Raw genomic sequence first — 16319 nt, forward strand, 5'->3', positions numbered from 1 at the left:
ATGAGAACCCGGCCCGAGTTCTCACCCGCCAGGGCGTTTACCTTCTTGGCAATCGACCTACTCTGAAGGTGTGACCCCTCCCCCCCGGAGGGGGCTTCTCACCCGTCCGCACAGGCGAACTCGTGACGGACAGGCCCTGCCCGAGGTCTATCGGCCGAGGCAGAGCGTAGCGTGTCGGCCTCGGCCGGTGACGTGGAGTCGGGAGAAGTCATGGCAGGCCGTGAAGAACCGCCAGAGGGAGCATCCGGGAACGCAGCCGGTGGCGGCGAGGACGAGTACCGATCCGTCGTCTTCGACGAGTCGTTCGTCCGCGCTGCCCGGCTCCAGGAATTCTCCGCCCAGGAGCGCATGGGCGAGCACGCCCGCGCCGTACGCAGCCTCCCCGCCCGGCACCTGCGCACCGGCTCCCGGGCCGTCCTGGCCCTCGTCGTCCTGATAGCCCTGGCCTTCGCCGCGGCCGTCTACATGGGCTTCCGGCATCCGTACCAGGCGCCCGTCGGCCGACGGGCCGAGGCACTGCGCTCGACCGTCATACCTCTGGCGCCCCGCGGCGCCGTGCCCGGCGGCACGGCCGCCGCTCTCTTCGCCACCAGCCCCGCCGCACAGTTCCGGACAGGTGCCTCAGGCATCAACTTCCCGATGGTCCGGCGGACGGACAATTTCTCGGAGAGCCAGGTGGTCACCGCCCTGACCACGGTCAAGGACTACCTGGTCGCGTCCTCCCTCGACCCCGACGTCCTCACCGGCGGCGCGATACGGCCGGTGGAGCTCCTGCTCGACCCGGACCAGGTGAGCCAGTTCGACCGGAGCATGAGCCGGCCGGACGACGACGGGCAGCACGCCGTGGCCGGCTGGCTGGTGCGGTTCGACCAGGCGAAGGTGGCACTGGCCGACCCGGGCATCCGGGTCCAGGGCACCCTGGCCTACTCGGAGGAGGGGGCCGACACCCTGGAGGTGGTGTCGGACCACACCTTCACATACGCCCTGCGTCCGGCCGTCTCCGGCCCCCAACCGGCAGGCGGCGTCTCCCTGTTCACCGTCCGGCGCGAGCTGCACTTCCGCTTCGACCGGGAGGACCTGCGGCTGCACCGGCTGGAGCTGCGGACCAGCTACGTCCAGGCCGGACCGCAGGCCTGCTCGGCCGACACCACCGGCGCACTGCGTCCGCTGCTCGCCGGCCAGCGGGCGGAATCCCGCGGACCGGCGGGCACCGACCCGTACGCCACGGGCAGGCCCGCTGCGGCGCTCTGCGGGGCGCTGGAGCTCAGCGCCCACCCGTCCCGGGCTCCTGTGAGCTCTAGCTCTCCGGGTCTTCCGGCCCCGACCGCCGGTTCTCTTCGGAGCCACCCGTAGCGCCCCCCTTGCCGGCCGAGCCGCCGCCGGTGAACTTGTCGCGGAGCTTGCCGCCCAGGTCCCCGGCGCCGCCCGCTATGTCGCCGACGAGCTTCATCAGCGGATCCTTGCTGGTGCGCACCGAATCGGCGTAATGCGAGGCGGACTCCCGGAACGAGTCGGTCACCGAGGTGTCCTTGTCCTCGTCGCGCCGCGGGTAGTGGCCATCCATGATCCGCTGGTAGTCGCGGCTCTCGGACCACTTCTTCAGCTCGGCCGCGCGCACCGTGGTGAACGGGTGGGAGCGGGGCAGCACATTGAGGATCTTGAGCACGGAGTCGCGCAGGTCGCCGCCCTTCTCGTACTCGTCCGCCTGGGCGAGGAAGGCGTCCACGTTCATCTCGTGCAGATGGTTGCCACCGGCGATCTTCATCAGGCCGCGCATCGATGCCTGCAGATCCTGGCCGACCAGCAGTCCCGCCCGGTCCGCGGAGAGCTCCGACTTGCGGAACCACTCGCGCAGCGCCGTCACGATCGCCATGATCGCGACATTGCCGAGCGGAATCCAGGCGACCTTCAGCGCAAGATTGGTGAGAAACAGCAGAATCGTGCGGTACACGGCGTGGCCGGAGAGGGCGTGCCCCGCCTCGTGGCCGACGACCGCCCGCATCTCCTCCTCGTCGAGCAGCTCCACCAGCCCCGTCGTCACCACGATGATCGGCTCGTCGAGACCGATACACATGGCATTGGGCTTCGGGTCCTGGGTGACGTACATCGGCGGGACCTTCTCCAGGTCCAGGATGTAACAGGCGTCGCGGAGCATGTCGTTGAGATGGACGAACTGGGCGTCGCTCACCCGGACGGAGTCGGAGAGGAAGAGCAGCCGCAGACTGCGCTCGGGGAGCAGTCCGCTGAGAGCCTTGAACACGGTGTCGAACCCGCTCAGTTTGCGCAGGGCCACCAGGGCCGAGCGGTCCGCCGGGTGTTCGTAGGCCCGGGACGAGATGCCGACGAAACGCTTGCGCTGCCTGCTCGGCACGTTCTCGTGACTCGTGTGGCTGCTGTCGGTCATGGATGGGCCCCCTGTTCGTACGAGACGTCGCTCGCCCCCTGGCACATCCCAGCGTAGGTGCTGGGGCTACGGTGTGCGGGGGGCTGTGGATAACTGAGGAGACGCCCAACATGCCGCACACCGTTGCTCTGCTCGCCGCCGCATCCGAGGACCAGGGCCCGGGCAACACCCTCCGGATCGTCCTGCTCGCCTCGCTCATCGGCGCGGCGCTGCTCGCGTGGTTCCTGCTCCGCGGATACCGCAACGACGACAACAACGACTGAGTCGGCGTGAGCGTGCCAGGGGCACCCGCATACGATGTCCGCGACGTCTTCCTTCCGACTCCCGATCGATAGGTCCTGCCGAAGATGAGCCTCACAAGCACCGCGCACCAGCTGGTCACCCTCGCCTCCGAGGGCGGCGAGGGTGGTAACCACGAAAGCCTCAACCCGTACCTGACCGGTGGCGGTGCGTTCGTCGTGCTGCTGCTCCTGCTGTGGATCACCACCCGCTTCAACCGCGACCGCTGAGGCCGAGGCGTACAGCTGTGCCAGTAGGCTCTGCACGCATGGGAGAGCAGGAAGTGCCTACTGGTGCCGCAAAACGCCGACTCGGCGTGATGGGCGGGACGTTTGACCCGATTCATCATGGACACCTGGTGGCGGCCAGCGAGGTGGCCGCCCGGTTCCACCTCGACGAGGTGGTGTTCGTCCCGACCGGGCAGCCGTGGCAGAAGAGCCACAAGAATGTGTCCCCCGCCGAGGACCGCTATCTGATGACAGTCATCGCGACGGCGTCCAACCCGCAGTTCTCGGTCAGCCGCAGCGACATCGACCGTGGCGGACCGACGTACACGATCGATACGCTGCGGGACCTTCGCGCCATCCACGGCGACGCGGACCTCTTCTTCATCACCGGCGCCGACGCGCTCTCCCAGATCCTCACCTGGCGGGACGCCGAGGAGCTCTTCTCGCTGTCCCACTTCATCGGTGTGACGCGGCCGGGGCATGTGCTCACGGACGCCGGGCTGCCGGAGGGCGGTGTCTCCCTCGTGGAGGTCCCCGCGCTCGCGATCTCGTCCACGGACTGCCGTGAGCGGGTCGCGCACGGGGATCCCGTCTGGTACCTGGTGCCGGACGGCGTGGTCCGATACATCGACAAGCGCCAGCTGTACCGCGGCGAATGAGCCACGGAGAGGGGGAGCGGTGAGCGACCGACAGAACCCGTACGACCCGTACTACCAGCAGCCGCAGATCGTCGGCTACGACGAGTACGGGCAGCCGGTGTATCAGCAGCCCGGGCAGCAGCAGGAACAGCAGCCGCAGCAGTACGACCCGTACGCGCAGCAGCAGGGGCAGCACGCGCAGCAGGGGTACGGATACGACCCGTACGGCCGGCAGCAGTCTCAGCAGCCGCAGCAGTACGACCCATATGCCTCCCAGCAACAGGGTTATGGCTACGACGGGTACGGCTACGACACCGGCCAGCAGCCGGCCGCGGTCGACACCACGGCGCAGTGGAGCATCCAGCAGCAGCAGCAGCCCGCGCCCGCACCCGAATCCGCCCCGCAGCAGCCGGAACCGCGGTCCGGGTTCGACTCCGAGCCCGAGCCTGCCGTTCCGGAGCAGCGCCGCTCGGACCGCGAGTACGGCACCGGGCAGTTCTCCTTCATCGAGGAGCCCGACGAGGACTCCGAAGACGTCATCGACTGGCTGAAGTTCACCGAGAGCCGCAGCGAGCGGCGCGAGGAGGCACGGCGACGCGGCCGCAACCGGATGGTCGCGCTCGTCGTCGTGGTGGCCCTCGTCGTCGTCGGTGGTGTCGGCTACCTCTGGTCCGCGGGCAAACTCCCGGGCCTCGGCGGCTCGGAGAAGAAGAACACCGCGACGACGGGTCCGCAGCAGCGCGATGTCATCGTGGTCCATTTGCACAACACCAAGAAGGGCGGCACCTCCACGGCGCTGCTCGTCGACAACGTCACCACCAAGCAGGGGACCACGGTCCTGCTCCCCAACTCGCTCGCCGTCTCCGACGACGAGGGCAACACGACCACCCTCGGCAAGTCCGTCGACGACGACGGTTCGACCGGCACCCGCGAGTCGATCGACACGCTGCTCGGCACCAAGATTTCCGGTACGTGGCGGCTGGACACCCCGTACCTGGAGAACCTCGTCGACCTGGTCGGCAACATCGAGGTCGACACCGACACCGATGTGCCCGACACCAAGAAGGACGCGTCCCCCCTCGTGAAGAAGGGGGAGGCGCAGACCCTGAGCGGGCAGATGGCCGTTGCGTACGCCACCTACCGGGGCACCGGTGAGGCCGAGGCGAAGCAGCTGATGCGGTTCGGGCAGGTCATGCGCGGCGTGCTGCGGAAGATCTCGGACGATCCGAAGGCCGCCACCGTCACTGTGCAGACGCTGGCGCAGATCCTCGACCCGTCGCTGCCGGAGAAGGACCTCGGCGCGTCCCTGGCGAAGCTCGCCGAACACGCCAAGATCGGCGACTACAAGACGGCGCTGCTGCCGGTGCAGGCCGACGGAACCCTGACCGACGCGGCCACCGAGAGCGTCGTCAAGGACATCCTCGGCGGCACGGTGAAGGCACCGGACCAGGACGCGGTCGTGCGGGTCGGGGTCAGGAACGGCACCGGGAACGCGGGTGGTACGGAGTCCGCCCGGATCGAGCTGGTCAACGGTGGCTATGCCTTCGTCGGCGGCGGCAACACCGGCACCGAGGCGTCGTCCGAGGTCCTCTACCGCGATGCGGCCGACAAGGAGAAGGCGACCCAGGTCGCCAAGACCCTGGGCCTGCCGGTGAGTGCGGTGAAGCGGGGCAAGCCTGCCGCGAACGCGGATGTGTCCGTCGTTCTCGGTCAGGACTACAAGATCAAGTAGTCGGGCTCCAGCTCCTGGACGATCTTCGGAAGATCGCTGCGTGGGCTGTCGGCGGTCCGTGAGACCCTAGAGGTTGATCTGACCGCCGACGAAAGCCTGCTTGTGACCGCCACGGACCGCTCCATCGAGCTCATCAACGCCGCCGCTCAGGCGGCAGCCGACCGGCTCGCGCACGACATCATTGCGTACGACGTCAGCGACGTGCTGTCGATCACGGACGCCTTCCTGCTGGCCTCGGCCCCCAATGACCGCCAGGTCAAGTCGATCGTCGACGAGATCGAGGAGCGGCTTCAGAAGGAGCTCGGGGTCAAGCCGGTGCGCCGTGAGGGCGACCGCGACGCCCGCTGGATCCTCCTCGACTACGTCGACATCGTGATCCACGTCCAGCACAGCGAGGAGCGCGTCTTCTACGCGCTGGAGCGCCTGTGGAAGGACTGCCCCGAGATCTCGCTGCCCGAGGACGCCGTCAGGACCCGGGGGAAGGCCGAGGAGCACGCCCAGCTCACCGGCGGCATGGAAGGTGACCAGAGCTGAACGGCAGCAGCAGCGGCAGGGGCCGCAGGATCGTCCTTTGGCGACACGGCCAGACGGCGTGGAACCTGGAGCGCCGATTCCAGGGCTCCACGGACATCGAGCTCACCGAGACCGGCGTCGGGCAGGCCCACCGGGCCGCCCGGCTGCTCGCCTCGCTGAAGCCGGATGCCATCGTCGCCTCGGATCTGCGGCGGGCGACGGCCACGGCCGCCGAGCTCGCCGCGATCACCGGGCTCGACATCACCCATGACGCGGGACTGCGCGAGACGTACGCGGGTGCCTGGCAGGGCCTCACCCACGAAGAGATCGTCGAGCGGTACGGCGAGCAGTACGCCGCGTGGAAGCGGGGCGAGCCCGTGCGGCGCGGCGGCGGCGAACTGGAGACCGAGGTCGCCGACCGGGCTGCCCCCGTCGTGCTCGATCACGCTGCCAAGCTGCCCGACGGCGGCACTCTCGTCGTGGTCAGCCACGGCGGCACCATCCGCACCACCATCGGGCGGCTGCTCGGCCTGGAGGCGCGCCACTGGGAAGGGCTGGGCGGGCTCTCCAACTGCTGCTGGTCGGTGCTGGGCGAGGGCGCGCGCGGCTGGCGCCTGCTGGAGCACAACGCAGGCACCCTGCCCGAACCCGTGCTCGGCGACGATACCTAGGACGTCTCTCCGGGGCACCTCACGGCGGTGCCCGGAGGCCCTCTCCGGGCGGCGTCGGCCGGATTTCACTTTCTGGCTGGTCACAGGCTAAAGTTCTTCTTGTTCGCAGCGCGGAAACGCAGGGAAACACAGCGAACAGCGGGGCTATAGCTCAGTTGGTAGAGCGCCTGCATGGCATGCAGGAGGTCAGGAGTTCAATTCTCCTTAGCTCCACAATCAAGATCCCGTCCCCGGCAGGGGGCGGGATCTTCGCGTTCCCGGCAGGCGTTCCTGGATCCGTCTGTGTTCCCGCACGCGTGCCGCCACTCACCCTTGGCGGCGTCGGCGCAGCGCCGCGACCTGCTCCGCACTCTCCTCGTCGGCGGGTGTGTACGCCACGATCCGGCATTCCGGAAGCCCGTTGATGGACAGTGACACCGACGTCATCCGTATCTCGCGCTCCGCCGCCCAGTGACGGAACGTCTTCACCCGCGGACCCGGCGGGGCGACATCCCCGCTCCGCCAGAGCTCGGCGAAATACGGACTGGCCGCGGAGAGTCCCTCCACCAACGACTCCCAGGCCGGCTCGCCGGTATGGCGCCCGTAGGCCCCGCGCAGCGTCGCCACCATGATCGGCAGCTCCTGGGTCCGGTGTACGACCGGGCAGTCCTCCTCGGCCACCGTGAACAGCCCCCACAGCACGTTCCGTACCCCCGACTCCGTCAGCGCGGGCACGTTGAACAGGTCGAGGTAGGCGGCGTTGGTGGCGAGGACGTCGTACCTCGTGTTGTAGACGACCGCGGGATGCGGGTCGAGGGCGTCGATGATGCCCTGGATCTCCGGGCCGACCTCGATCGTGTCGGCCTGCCTGCCCGGTGCGTACGCCACCTCCGCCAGCTGATAGAGGTGTTCGCGCTCGGGGCCGTCCAACCGGAGAGTCCGCGCCACGGCGTCCAGGACCTGTGGTGAGGCATTGATGGGGCGGCCCTGCTCCAGCCACGTGTACCAGGTGACACCGACCCCGGAGAGCTGGGCGACCTCCTCGCGGCGCAGGCCCGGAGTGCGGCGGCGCAGACCCGGCGGCATGCCCACGTCGGCGGGCGTCACCCGTGCCCGGCGACTGTGCAGGAAGGCGGCGAGCTCCGACCGCCGACGACGCGACTGATGTCGGCGCCGGGCAGGCCGGTCCGGATCTCGCTCGTGGTCCTGCGTGTCCTGCGTGTCCTGCGTGTCCTGCGTGTTGTGCTGTGTCGCCACCGTCGTCACACCCCCATGGTCGGTGCCCCGCAGCGGAGTTGCCAGGTGCTGCCAGTACCAGCATCAGCGGGCTCTCGTTACCCGTATGAGGTCGGCGGCACGCTTCGAGTCATGACATCGACATCCGAGGCAACTCCACGTTCCGTACCCAGTAAAGACGGCACCACTGACAACGGCGTCACGGACGGACGTCCCGGCCGGCTGCTCGCCCTGGTCCTGGCCGCCCAGTTCATGGCCCTGCTCGACACCTTCATCGTCAATGTCGCCGCCCCGACGATCCGCACCGAACTCGGCGCCTCCGGTGCCGGGTTACAGCTCGTCGTGGCCGGCTACACCATTACGTACGCCGTTCTGCTGATCACCGGCGCCAGGCTCGGGGGGCTGCTCGGCCACGGCCGTGCCCATCTGGCCGGGCTCACGGTCTTCACCGCCGCCTCACTCGCCTGCGGACTGGCGGCGGACACCGGACAGTTGATCGCCTTCCGGCTGATCCAGGGGATGGGTGCGGCGGTGATGATTCCGCAGGTGCTCAGCCTGATCCAGCGGCACTTCACCGGTGCGGCGCGGATCCGGGCGCTCGGTGCCTACAGCGCGGTGCTCGCCACCGGCGCGGCCGCCGGGCAGGTCGTGGGCGGGGTGCTGGTCAGCGCCGACCTGTTCGGGGCGGGTTGGCGGCCGGTCTTCCTGGTGAACGTACCGATCGGGCTGGTTCTGCTGGTGCTCGGCCGACGCGTGCTGCCACGCGAACCGCGTACGGGGCAGGCCAGGGAGGAAGCGCGGGCCCGCGGGCTCGATCTGCCGGGCCTGGTCCTTCTCACCGCCGCCGTCACACTGTTCGCCGTGCCCCTCGTCCTCGGGCAGGAGTTGGACTGGCCGGCCTGGTCCTGGGGCTGCCTGCTCGCCTCCGTCGTGTTCTTCGCCGGGTTCGTCGCGTACGAGACACGGCTGGCCGCGGCCGGGGGCGCACCCCTGATCGCCCTCAGGGTGCTGCGTATTCCCCAAATCGCGTCGGCGGCGCTGCGGATTCTGCTGGTGATGGCGATCAACGCGGGCTTCCTCTTTGCGATGACGCTGCACGTCCAGGGCGGTCTCGGCTACTCGGCGCTGCGTGCCGGGCTGATGTTCGCACCGACCGCGGTTGCCTTCGGTGCCGTCGGGCTGACCTGGCGCCGGTGGCCCACGGGTCTCCAAAGGGTCCTGGTTCCGGGCGGGTTCGTCCTGGTCGCCGTCGCCTCGGTGGGGGTCGGGCTGGTGATGCGCGACGGCGGGGACGGCGGATTCATGCTGTATGCGGCTTTGGTCGTCATGGGGATCGGCATGTCGCTGGGATTCAGTCCCCTCCTCACGCGCGCACTGGCCAACGTGCGGCCCGAGGACGCCGCCGACGCGAGTGGTGTGCTGGTGACCGTCACCCAGCTGGGTCAGCTCATCGGTGTCGCGACGTTCGGCACGCTGTACCTCAACCGCCTTGATACGCCAGGGGCGCACGGGTCAAGCCATGCGCTGTGGGTGTGCGCCCTCGCGCTGTCGGCGGCCGCGATCGTGGGCGTGTCGGTCGGTCTCGTGAGGCGTCGGCAACGGGTCGATTCTCAGCAGGGCTGACCCCCTTGCGGGGTCATGGCAGAATCGGACCGCCGGAGGGGGCTACGGACCGAACGGGAGGGAGCGCGCGATGCCTGCGAGCCGCCACGAGGTCGCGGACCTGCCCCTTGTTCCCGGAGTTCCTGAAGTTCCCGGAGTTCCCGAAGAGAACGGCGGAACCTCCCGCATGTGCACAGCCCGCGGCCACGGCCGGAGCTGACCCATGGGTGCACACAGGCGGAAGTGCGACTGGTGCGGCGGCGGTACGCCCATTGTCCGGGACATGGATCCGATCAATGCCGAGTACCAGTACTGGTGCGAGGAGTGTGCGCGGGCGCTGATCATAAAAGGCGACCCGATCGAGACGTACCGGGAGCTGGAGGGGGAGCCGATCTACGGACGGCTGCTGGAGGAGCACTGCACCCTGAAGCGCTTCTACTCCTTCGCGACCGCCTGAGCGCCGCGTCGCACAACCTTGCAGAATTGGGGCAAATCGGTTCCTGTGGGAATCGATTTGGTGGTGGGCCGGGGTGACCGTGTAATGTTCTCGATGTCGCCAGGGAGACCGGGCGGAACACAGCGCGGGGCTATAGCTCAGTTGGTAGAGCGCCTGCATGGCATGCAGGAGGTCAGGAGTTCAATTCTCCTTAGCTCCACAGGGAAGTAAGAGGAAGCGGGTCATCCGAATCGGATGACCCGCTTCCTGTCTGTGCAGGTCAATTGCGGTCGGCACGTCAACTGCGGCCGCTGCCGAGAGCCTTCCGGCCGACGCCCGGCGGCAGCGCGGGTCGCTCCGCGGGCGGCTGTTCGATGCGGAGTGCCAGCGCCGGACACCGGCGCACGGCTCGCTGTGCGCGCCCCCGCAGATGCATCGGAACCGCGGCGTCCGCGAGCGCGGGATAGCCGTCGGGGCCCAGTCTGATCAGCTCCGGGACGATGTCCGCACAGAGCCCGTGGCCCTTGCAGAGCGTCCAGTCCACCGCCAGCTTCTCGCCGCTCGGGATGGACTCCTCCAGGTCCCGGTAGCCGGGCGCGGGCAGCGGGAGCACTCCGAGCGTCTCCCGGCCGCAGCCGCCGTCCAGGACATGGGCGGCCAGATCGTCCGTGAACGCGGACAGGGTCGAGGTCAGAAAGCGGGCCGACCCGTCCGGATGCTTGCAGGCTCCCCGGCCCTTGACCGCCTGGGTCACCTCGCGCAGCGCCTCCAGGGCCGCGGGACCGCCGCCGTTCAGTACGTCGGAGAGTCCGCCCGCAGCGGCCGGCAGCCCCAGCTTGCAGGGGCCGCATTGGCCCGCTGTCTCGGTGGCCAGCCAGTTCGCGATCCGCAGCGATTCCCCGATCGGGCAGGTCTCGGGCCCGATCGGCAGGATCGCGCCCGCGCCCAGCGCGCCGCCCGCCGCCGCCAAGGACGCCCGGGAGACGACGGCGTCGTGCGTGGCCACCGCGTCGATCCAGTTGCCGTGGTAGCCGCCGGTCAGCACGCCCTGAGGCAGTGGTGGTGCCCCGGCCAGCTGCAGCACGTACCGCAGGGGCACACCTGTGGGCACCTCGATGACCATGGGGCGCGAGACGGCGCCGGAGAGGGTGAGCAGCACCGTGCCGGGCTCGTCAGGCAGGCCGGTGTGCCCGTAGCGGCGGGCACCGATCCGGGCCGCGACGGCGAGCTGCGCGTACGTCTCCGCGTTCGACAGCAGCGTCGGGGCGCCGGCGACTCCCGACTCCGCGGCCCGCTCGCGACGGCCGGGCGGCAGGGCGGGTCCGCCGCCCGCCGCTCTGATGACGGCCGATGCCTCGCCGGAGACCATCCGCTCGGGCGTGCGCACCACGCGCGCCCGCAGCTGCTGTCCGCGCCGGTCGGACAAGCCTCGCTCGGCGAGGGCGGAGCGTATGGAGATCTCCGTGGAGTTACGCGTGACGGCGACGATCAGCGTCCGGGCGCCGAGCGCCTCGGCCGCCAGGAGGGCGCCGTCCAGGATGAGGTGCGGGGCGCGGTTCAGCAGGACGGTGTCCTTGCGGCAGGCGGGTTCGCCCTCGCTGCCGTTGATCACGACGACGGGGCGCACCCCGCGCCGGATGGACGCCCTGGCGACGGCCCGCAGCTTCTTTCCGAAGGGAAAGCCCGCACCGCCCCGGCCGCGCAGCGAGATGGTCTCGGCCAGCTCCGCGAGCCGCTCTCCGGTCATCGGTTCCAGCGGTCCGTGCACCTTCAGATGCATGGCGAGGTCGAGCCGCTCCACCAAGTCGAATCCGGTGGTCAGCTGGGGGAGGCCGACGACACGGACTTCGGGCACGTCGGGGAGGGGGAGGTTCACGGTCGGTCTCCTGCGGGTGCCTGCCAGGGTTCTCCGGCAGGAGGTGGATAGAGCGGCCCCGGCAACGGCGCGGTCTTGTCGACGGCGGGCAGCGGGCCGGTGGGCACATCGGCCGCGTACGGGTCGTACGGGTGCTCCTGGGCGGCCTCGTACGGGGGACGGAACGACTGGGTCTGTGCCTGGGCCGGTGGTGCGGGTGACGGGGCGGGCCAGCGTGCGGACGGTTGCTGGGGGCTGGGCCCCGGCACCGGGACCGCGGTCTCGGCGGCCCGTGAGACCGCCCGGTAGGCAGCGGATATCCCGGGGCCGGGGCCCGTGCGGGCGGGTCCGCCGGGCGGGTCCAGGTCGAAGCGTTCGGAACTGCGGGGTGGCGCCTCGTACAGCGGCGGGGCGGGCGCGGAGAGTGGCGCGCGCGGGCGGTCGAAGGATGACGGCAACGGGGTGCCGAACGGGTCCTGTCCGAGCCCGTCGAGGCCCGTGCTGCCGTAGGCGCGCTCGTCCCGGATCAGCTGCTCCCGGCCGAGATCCTCCCGCCTGAGCGTCCCCCGCCCGGCCGGAGTGACGCGCGCGGCGCCGGGCAGCGGGGACTCGCGGAGCACCGGGTCCGGTTCGGAGCCGAGGGCATCCGGCTTGGTCAGAGCGGCGACCAGCTCGCTGATCCGGCGCTTCACCGGGGGCGGCAGCTGCCGCAGGCACAGGGCGGCGGCCACCGCGAGCAGCGAGAGGCTGTACATCACGACGACCCAGGTCGCGGGCGGCCGGCCCGCGTACAGCCCGTGGATCAGCGCGGCGCACCACGCCGGGTAGGACAGTGCGTGCAGGGCGCGCCAGCGCCCCGCTGTCCGGCCCGGGGTGGCAAAGGCGCTGCGCAGCGCGCCGGTCGTGGCGGCGACCACCATGAGCAGCCCGGCCAGTGAGCCGAAGCCGATCAGCCCGGCCGTCCCGCTCACGCCGAGGCCGAAGGGGATGAGCGCGCCGAGCAGCGCCACATGTCCGAGCGCGACCTTCACGGTGACATGGAGGAGCAGGAAGCCCAGCGAGGCGGTGGCGGCGGCCCGGTGGATGCCCTGGCCGAGCAGTCGCTGCCGCGACGACAGGAACAGCCGGTCGGTGGCGATCAGGCCCCAGGCCACGGCTGCGGTGAGCGAGACCAGCGACAGGACACCGGTCGTGAAGTCGAGTGCGGCGCGCAAGTCGTCGCTCCCTGCGACGGCGAGCAGAGGGATGAGAACCAGCACGGCGACGGTCAGCCCGCCCTGTACCGGGCGGCTCGGTCCGGAGCTCAAGGTGGGGGATGAGCGGATCTTGCGATGAGGGTTCATGGGGGCGACTCCGAATGGTTCGGCAAAGCGGTCCCGTTGCCGCATGCTAAGTCGCTCCATACCGGCCAGTACGAGGTTTGAGCGGTTGCCCCGATAGGGGGCGTTACGCGGAGTAACCCCCGCTTCCCGGACGATCCGCCGTGGCCCGGTGCGTGCTCCGCCGCCGCCTCGCCGGTGTTCCGGCCGTCCGCCGTCGTCCACGGAGCGGAATCGCCCGGCTGCGCTCCGGGCCCGTGCGGTACCCTGACGCCATGCGTGCCGTACGCCTTCTGCTTAGCGAGCCGCGCTGATCAGTCCCGACCGGTGTGAATGCCTGGTTGGAATCGGCGCGGCGTCCCCTCCTGTGCGAGGGGCTTTTTCGTTTCCGTAAGCGCTGGCAGATGACGATCGATGGAGCTTTGAGGATCATGAGCGAGACGAATTCCGCAGTCGACGTGGCTGCGCCGCACCGCTATACGGCGGCGATGGCCGCCGACATCGAGGCACGCTGGCAGGACTTCTGGGACGCCCACGGCACGTACGAGGCGCCGAACCCGACCGGCGATCTGGCGGGCGATGCGGAGCTGGCCGCCAGGCCGAAGAAGTTCATCATGGACATGTTCCCCTACCCCTCGGGCGCGGGCCTGCACGTCGGTCACCCGCTGGGCTACATCGCCACCGATGTCTTCGCCCGTCACCAGCGCATGACCGGGCACAACGTGCTGCACACCCTGGGCTTCGACGCCTTCGGCCTGCCGGCGGAGCAGTACGCCGTACAGACCGGTACGCATCCGCGCGCCTCCACCGAGGCCAACATGGTCAACATGAAGTCCCAGCTGCGCCGGCTGGGCCTGGGCCACGACAAGCGCCGCTCGTTCGCGACGATCGAGGCGGAGTACTACAAGTGGACCCAGTGGATCTTCCTGCAGATCTTCAACTCCTGGTACGACACCGAGGCGGACCGGGCCCGGCCGATCGCCGACCTGGTCGCGCAGTTCGAGAACGGTGAGCGCCCGACCCCGGACGGCCGCGACTGGAGCGCGCTGAGCGCCGCCGAGCGCGCCGATGCCCTGGGCGAGTACCGCCTGGCGTACGCCTCCGACGCCCCCGTCAACTGGTCGCCGGGCCTGGGCACCGTGCTGGCCAATGAAGAGGTGACGGCCGACGGCCGTTCCGAGCGTGGCAACTTCCCCGTCTTCAAGGCCAAGCTGCGCCAGTGGAACATGCGCATCACCGCCTACGCCGACCGGCTGCTGAACGACCTGGACGGGCTGGACTGGCCCGAGGCGATCAAGCTGCAGCAGCGCAACTGGATCGGGCGTTCCGAAGGTGCGCGTGTCGACTTCCCCGTCGACGGCGCCGGTGACATCACCGTCTTCACCACGCGCCAGGACACCCTGTTCGGTGCCACGTACATGGTGCTGGCGCCCGAGCACGAGCTGGTGGAGCGGGTCATTCCGGCCGCCTGGCCCGAGGGCACCCACCCGGTGTGGACCGGCGGACACGCGTCCCCGGCCGAGGCCGTCACCGCGTACCGCAAGCAGGCCGCCGCCAAGTCCGATGTGGAGCGCCAGGCCGAGGCCAAGGACAAGACCGGTGTCTTCACCGGTGCGTACGCGACCAACCCGGTCAGCGGCGAGAAGGTGCCTGTCTTCATCGCCGACTACGTCCTGATGGGCTACGGGACCGGCGCGATCATGGCCGTACCGGCGCACGACGCGCGCGACTTCGCGTTCGCGCGCGCCTTTGAGCTGCCGATGCGCTGCGTTGTCGAGCCGTCGGACGACCGCGGTACGGACACCTCCACGTGGGACGACGCGTTCGCCTCCTACGACGCGAAGCTGGTCAACTCCGCCAACGACGAGATCTCGCTGGACGGCCTGGGTGTCGTCGACGCCAAGGCGAAGATCACCGAGTGGCTGAAGGCGAAGGACCTGGGCGAGGGGACTGTCAATTTCCGGCTGCGCGACTGGCTGTTCAGCCGTCAGCGCTACTGGGGCGAGCCCTTCCCGATCGTCTACGACGAGGACGGCATCGCCCACCCGCTGCCCGAGTCGATGCTGCCGCTGGAGCTGCCGGAGGTCGACGACTACTCGCCGCGCACCTTCGACCCGGAGGACGCCGACACCCAGCCCGAGACTCCGCTGTCCCGGAACGCGGACTGGGTCAACGTCACGCTGGACCTGGGCGACGGCAACGGCCCGAAGAAGTACCGCCGCGAGACCAACACCATGCCCAACTGGGCCGGTTCCTGCTGGTACGAGCTGCGCTACCTGGACCCGAACAACGACCGGCAGCTGGTCGACCCGGCGATCGAGCAGTACTGGATGGGGCCGCGCGAGGGTCAGCCGACCGGTGGTGTCGACCTGTACGTGGGCGGCGCCGAGCACGCCGTACTGCACCTGCTGTACGCCCGCTTCTGGTCCAAGGTCCTCCACGACCTGGGGCACATCTCGTCGGTGGAGCCGTTCCACAAGCTGTACAACCAGGGCATGATCCAGGCCTTCGTCTACCGGGACAGCCGCGGCATCGCGGTCCCGGCGGCCGAGGTCGAGGAGCGCGACGGCACGTTCTACCACCAGGGCGAGAAGGTCAGCCGCGTCCTGGGCAAGATGGGCAAGTCCCTCAAGAACGCCGTCACGCCCGACGAGATCTGCGCCGAGTACGGGGCGGACACGCTGCGACTGTACGAGATGGCGATGGGCCCGCTGGACGTGTCGCGTCCGTGGGACACGCGCGCCGTCGTCGGCCAGTACCGACTGCTGCAGCGGCTGTGGCGCAACATCGTCGACGAGGAGACCGGTGAGGTCACCGTCGTGGACACCGAGCCCGGCGAGGACACGCTGCGCGCGCTGCACAAGGCCATCGACGGCGTCGGCCAGGACATGGCCGGGATGCGCTTCAACACCGCCATCGCCAAGGTCACCGAGCTGAACAACCACCTGACCAAGGTGGGCGGCCCGCTGTCCCGGTCCGTCGCCGAGCGGCTGGTCCTGCTGGTCGCGCCGCTGGCGCCGCACATCGCCGAGGAGCTGTGGCGCCGGCTGGGCCACACCGAGTCGGTCGTGCACCAGGACTTCCCGGTCGCCGATCCGGCGTACGTCGTGGACGAGACCGTGACCTGCGTGGTGCAGGTCAAGGGCAAGGTCAAGGCGCGGCTGGAGATCTCCCCGTCGATCTCGGACGAGGATCTGGAGGCGCTGGCCCTGGCCGACCCGGCGGTGGTCGCGGCCCTGGACGGGGCCGGGATCCGCAAGGTGATCGTGCGAGCGCCGAAGCTGGTCAACATCGTCCCCGCGTGACGGGCCGGGTCTGCGGCTGACCGCCGGTTGTCGTACGGCGGTGTGAGGGCTTTCCCCTACGGGCAGGTTGGGGGTTCCGACGGAACCCGCGGCCTGCCCGTTCCGTTTACGGTTGAGGGGCCG

The 16319-nt window shown here is 69.8% G+C and carries 14 protein-coding genes and 2 tRNA genes; 12 read left to right on the forward strand and 4 right to left on the reverse strand.

The window, feature by feature from the left end; translation table 11 throughout:
* Positions 1 to 210: 210 nt before the first annotated feature.
* Entirely contained in the window at positions 211 to 1353 is a 1143-nt protein-coding gene (locus tag OG972_RS27280; RefSeq protein WP_266985750.1) for a hypothetical protein, read from the forward strand.
* On the opposite strand, the gene OG972_RS27285 is transcribed toward OG972_RS27280, so the two are convergent.
* Positions 1298 to 2404 carry a M48 family metallopeptidase gene (locus OG972_RS27285; RefSeq protein WP_266985752.1) on the reverse strand — a complete coding sequence of 369 codons (1107 nt, stop codon included), beginning with the start codon at positions 2402 to 2404 and terminating at the stop codon, positions 1298 to 1300. The genes OG972_RS27280 and OG972_RS27285 overlap by 56 nt on opposite strands.
* A gap of 110 nt (positions 2405 to 2514) precedes the next feature.
* Between OG972_RS27285 and OG972_RS27290 the strand changes: the two genes are divergently transcribed.
* The 7 genes from OG972_RS27290 (at position 2515) to OG972_RS27320 (ending at position 6677) form a co-directional block, all read left to right on the forward strand.
* The gene (locus OG972_RS27290; protein WP_266985753.1) at positions 2515 to 2667 is read left to right on the forward strand and encodes a hypothetical protein; all 153 of its coding nucleotides are present in this window, start codon (positions 2515 to 2517) and stop codon (positions 2665 to 2667) included.
* Positions 2668 to 2751: 84 nt separating this feature from the next.
* Positions 2752 to 2913, forward strand: coding sequence for a hypothetical protein (locus tag OG972_RS27295; RefSeq protein ID WP_266985755.1), 162 nt, complete (start codon positions 2752 to 2754; stop codon positions 2911 to 2913).
* Between the two features lie 38 nt (positions 2914 to 2951).
* The gene (nadD, locus tag OG972_RS27300; RefSeq protein ID WP_266985757.1) at positions 2952 to 3569 is read left to right on the forward strand and encodes a nicotinate-nucleotide adenylyltransferase; all 618 of its coding nucleotides are present in this window, start codon (positions 2952 to 2954) and stop codon (positions 3567 to 3569) included.
* A 19-nt stretch (positions 3570 to 3588) separates the two neighbouring features.
* The gene (locus tag OG972_RS27305; protein ID WP_266985759.1) at positions 3589 to 5280 is read left to right on the forward strand and encodes an LCP family protein; all 1692 of its coding nucleotides are present in this window, start codon (positions 3589 to 3591) and stop codon (positions 5278 to 5280) included.
* Between the two features lie 102 nt (positions 5281 to 5382).
* Positions 5383 to 5814 carry a ribosome silencing factor gene (rsfS, locus tag OG972_RS27310; RefSeq protein WP_266985761.1) on the forward strand — a complete coding sequence of 144 codons (432 nt, stop codon included), beginning with the start codon at positions 5383 to 5385 and terminating at the stop codon, positions 5812 to 5814.
* Positions 5811 to 6464 (forward strand): histidine phosphatase family protein, encoded by a 654-nt coding sequence (locus OG972_RS27315; protein ID WP_266990739.1) that lies wholly within the window; start codon positions 5811 to 5813, stop codon positions 6462 to 6464. The genes rsfS and OG972_RS27315 overlap by 4 nt, the downstream gene beginning before the upstream one ends.
* A 140-nt stretch (positions 6465 to 6604) precedes the next feature.
* A tRNA-Ala gene (locus tag OG972_RS27320) sits at positions 6605 to 6677 on the forward strand.
* 93 nt (positions 6678 to 6770) lie between these two features.
* Here the strand turns inward: OG972_RS27320 and OG972_RS27325 are convergent.
* Entirely contained in the window at positions 6771 to 7571 is an 801-nt protein-coding gene (locus OG972_RS27325; RefSeq protein ID WP_266990741.1) for a helix-turn-helix transcriptional regulator, read from the reverse strand.
* Positions 7572 to 7910: 339 nt separating this feature from the next.
* Here OG972_RS27325 and OG972_RS27330 point away from each other — a divergent pair, with 339 nt between their 5' ends.
* The 3 genes from OG972_RS27330 to OG972_RS27340 all read left to right on the forward strand — a co-directional run bounded on the left by OG972_RS27330 (position 7911) and on the right by OG972_RS27340 (position 9937).
* Entirely contained in the window at positions 7911 to 9302 is a 1392-nt protein-coding gene (locus tag OG972_RS27330) for an MFS transporter (RefSeq protein ID WP_323135956.1), read from the forward strand.
* Positions 9303 to 9504: 202 nt separating this feature from the next.
* A complete protein-coding gene (locus OG972_RS27335) occupies positions 9505 to 9738 on the forward strand; it encodes a hypothetical protein (protein WP_266985765.1) in 234 nt (77 codons plus the stop codon).
* 126 nt (positions 9739 to 9864) lie between these two features.
* Positions 9865 to 9937, forward strand: a tRNA-Ala gene (locus tag OG972_RS27340).
* 78 nt (positions 9938 to 10015) lie between these two features.
* Here OG972_RS27340 and OG972_RS27345 read toward each other — a convergent pair.
* On the reverse strand, positions 10016 to 11593 hold the full coding sequence (locus OG972_RS27345) for an NADH-quinone oxidoreductase subunit NuoF family protein (RefSeq protein WP_266985767.1): 1578 nt from the start codon (positions 11591 to 11593) through the stop codon (positions 10016 to 10018).
* Complete coding sequence (locus OG972_RS27350; RefSeq protein WP_266985769.1) at positions 11590 to 12915, reverse strand: ferric reductase-like transmembrane domain-containing protein; 1326 nt, start codon at positions 12913 to 12915, stop codon at positions 11590 to 11592. Before OG972_RS27350 ends, OG972_RS27345 begins: the two co-directional genes overlap by 4 nt.
* 407 nt (positions 12916 to 13322) lie before the next feature.
* On the opposite strand from OG972_RS27350, the gene leuS reads away from it, so the two are divergent.
* Positions 13323 to 16196, forward strand: coding sequence for a leucine--tRNA ligase (gene leuS, locus OG972_RS27355; RefSeq protein WP_266985771.1), 2874 nt, complete (start codon positions 13323 to 13325; stop codon positions 16194 to 16196).
* The last annotated feature ends 123 nt before the right edge of the window (positions 16197 to 16319 follow it).

The sequence above is a fragment of the Streptomyces sp. NBC_01669 genome, from assembly GCF_026339735.1.
GTDB classification, from domain to species: Bacteria; Actinomycetota; Actinomycetes; order Streptomycetales; family Streptomycetaceae; genus Streptomyces; species Streptomyces yanii.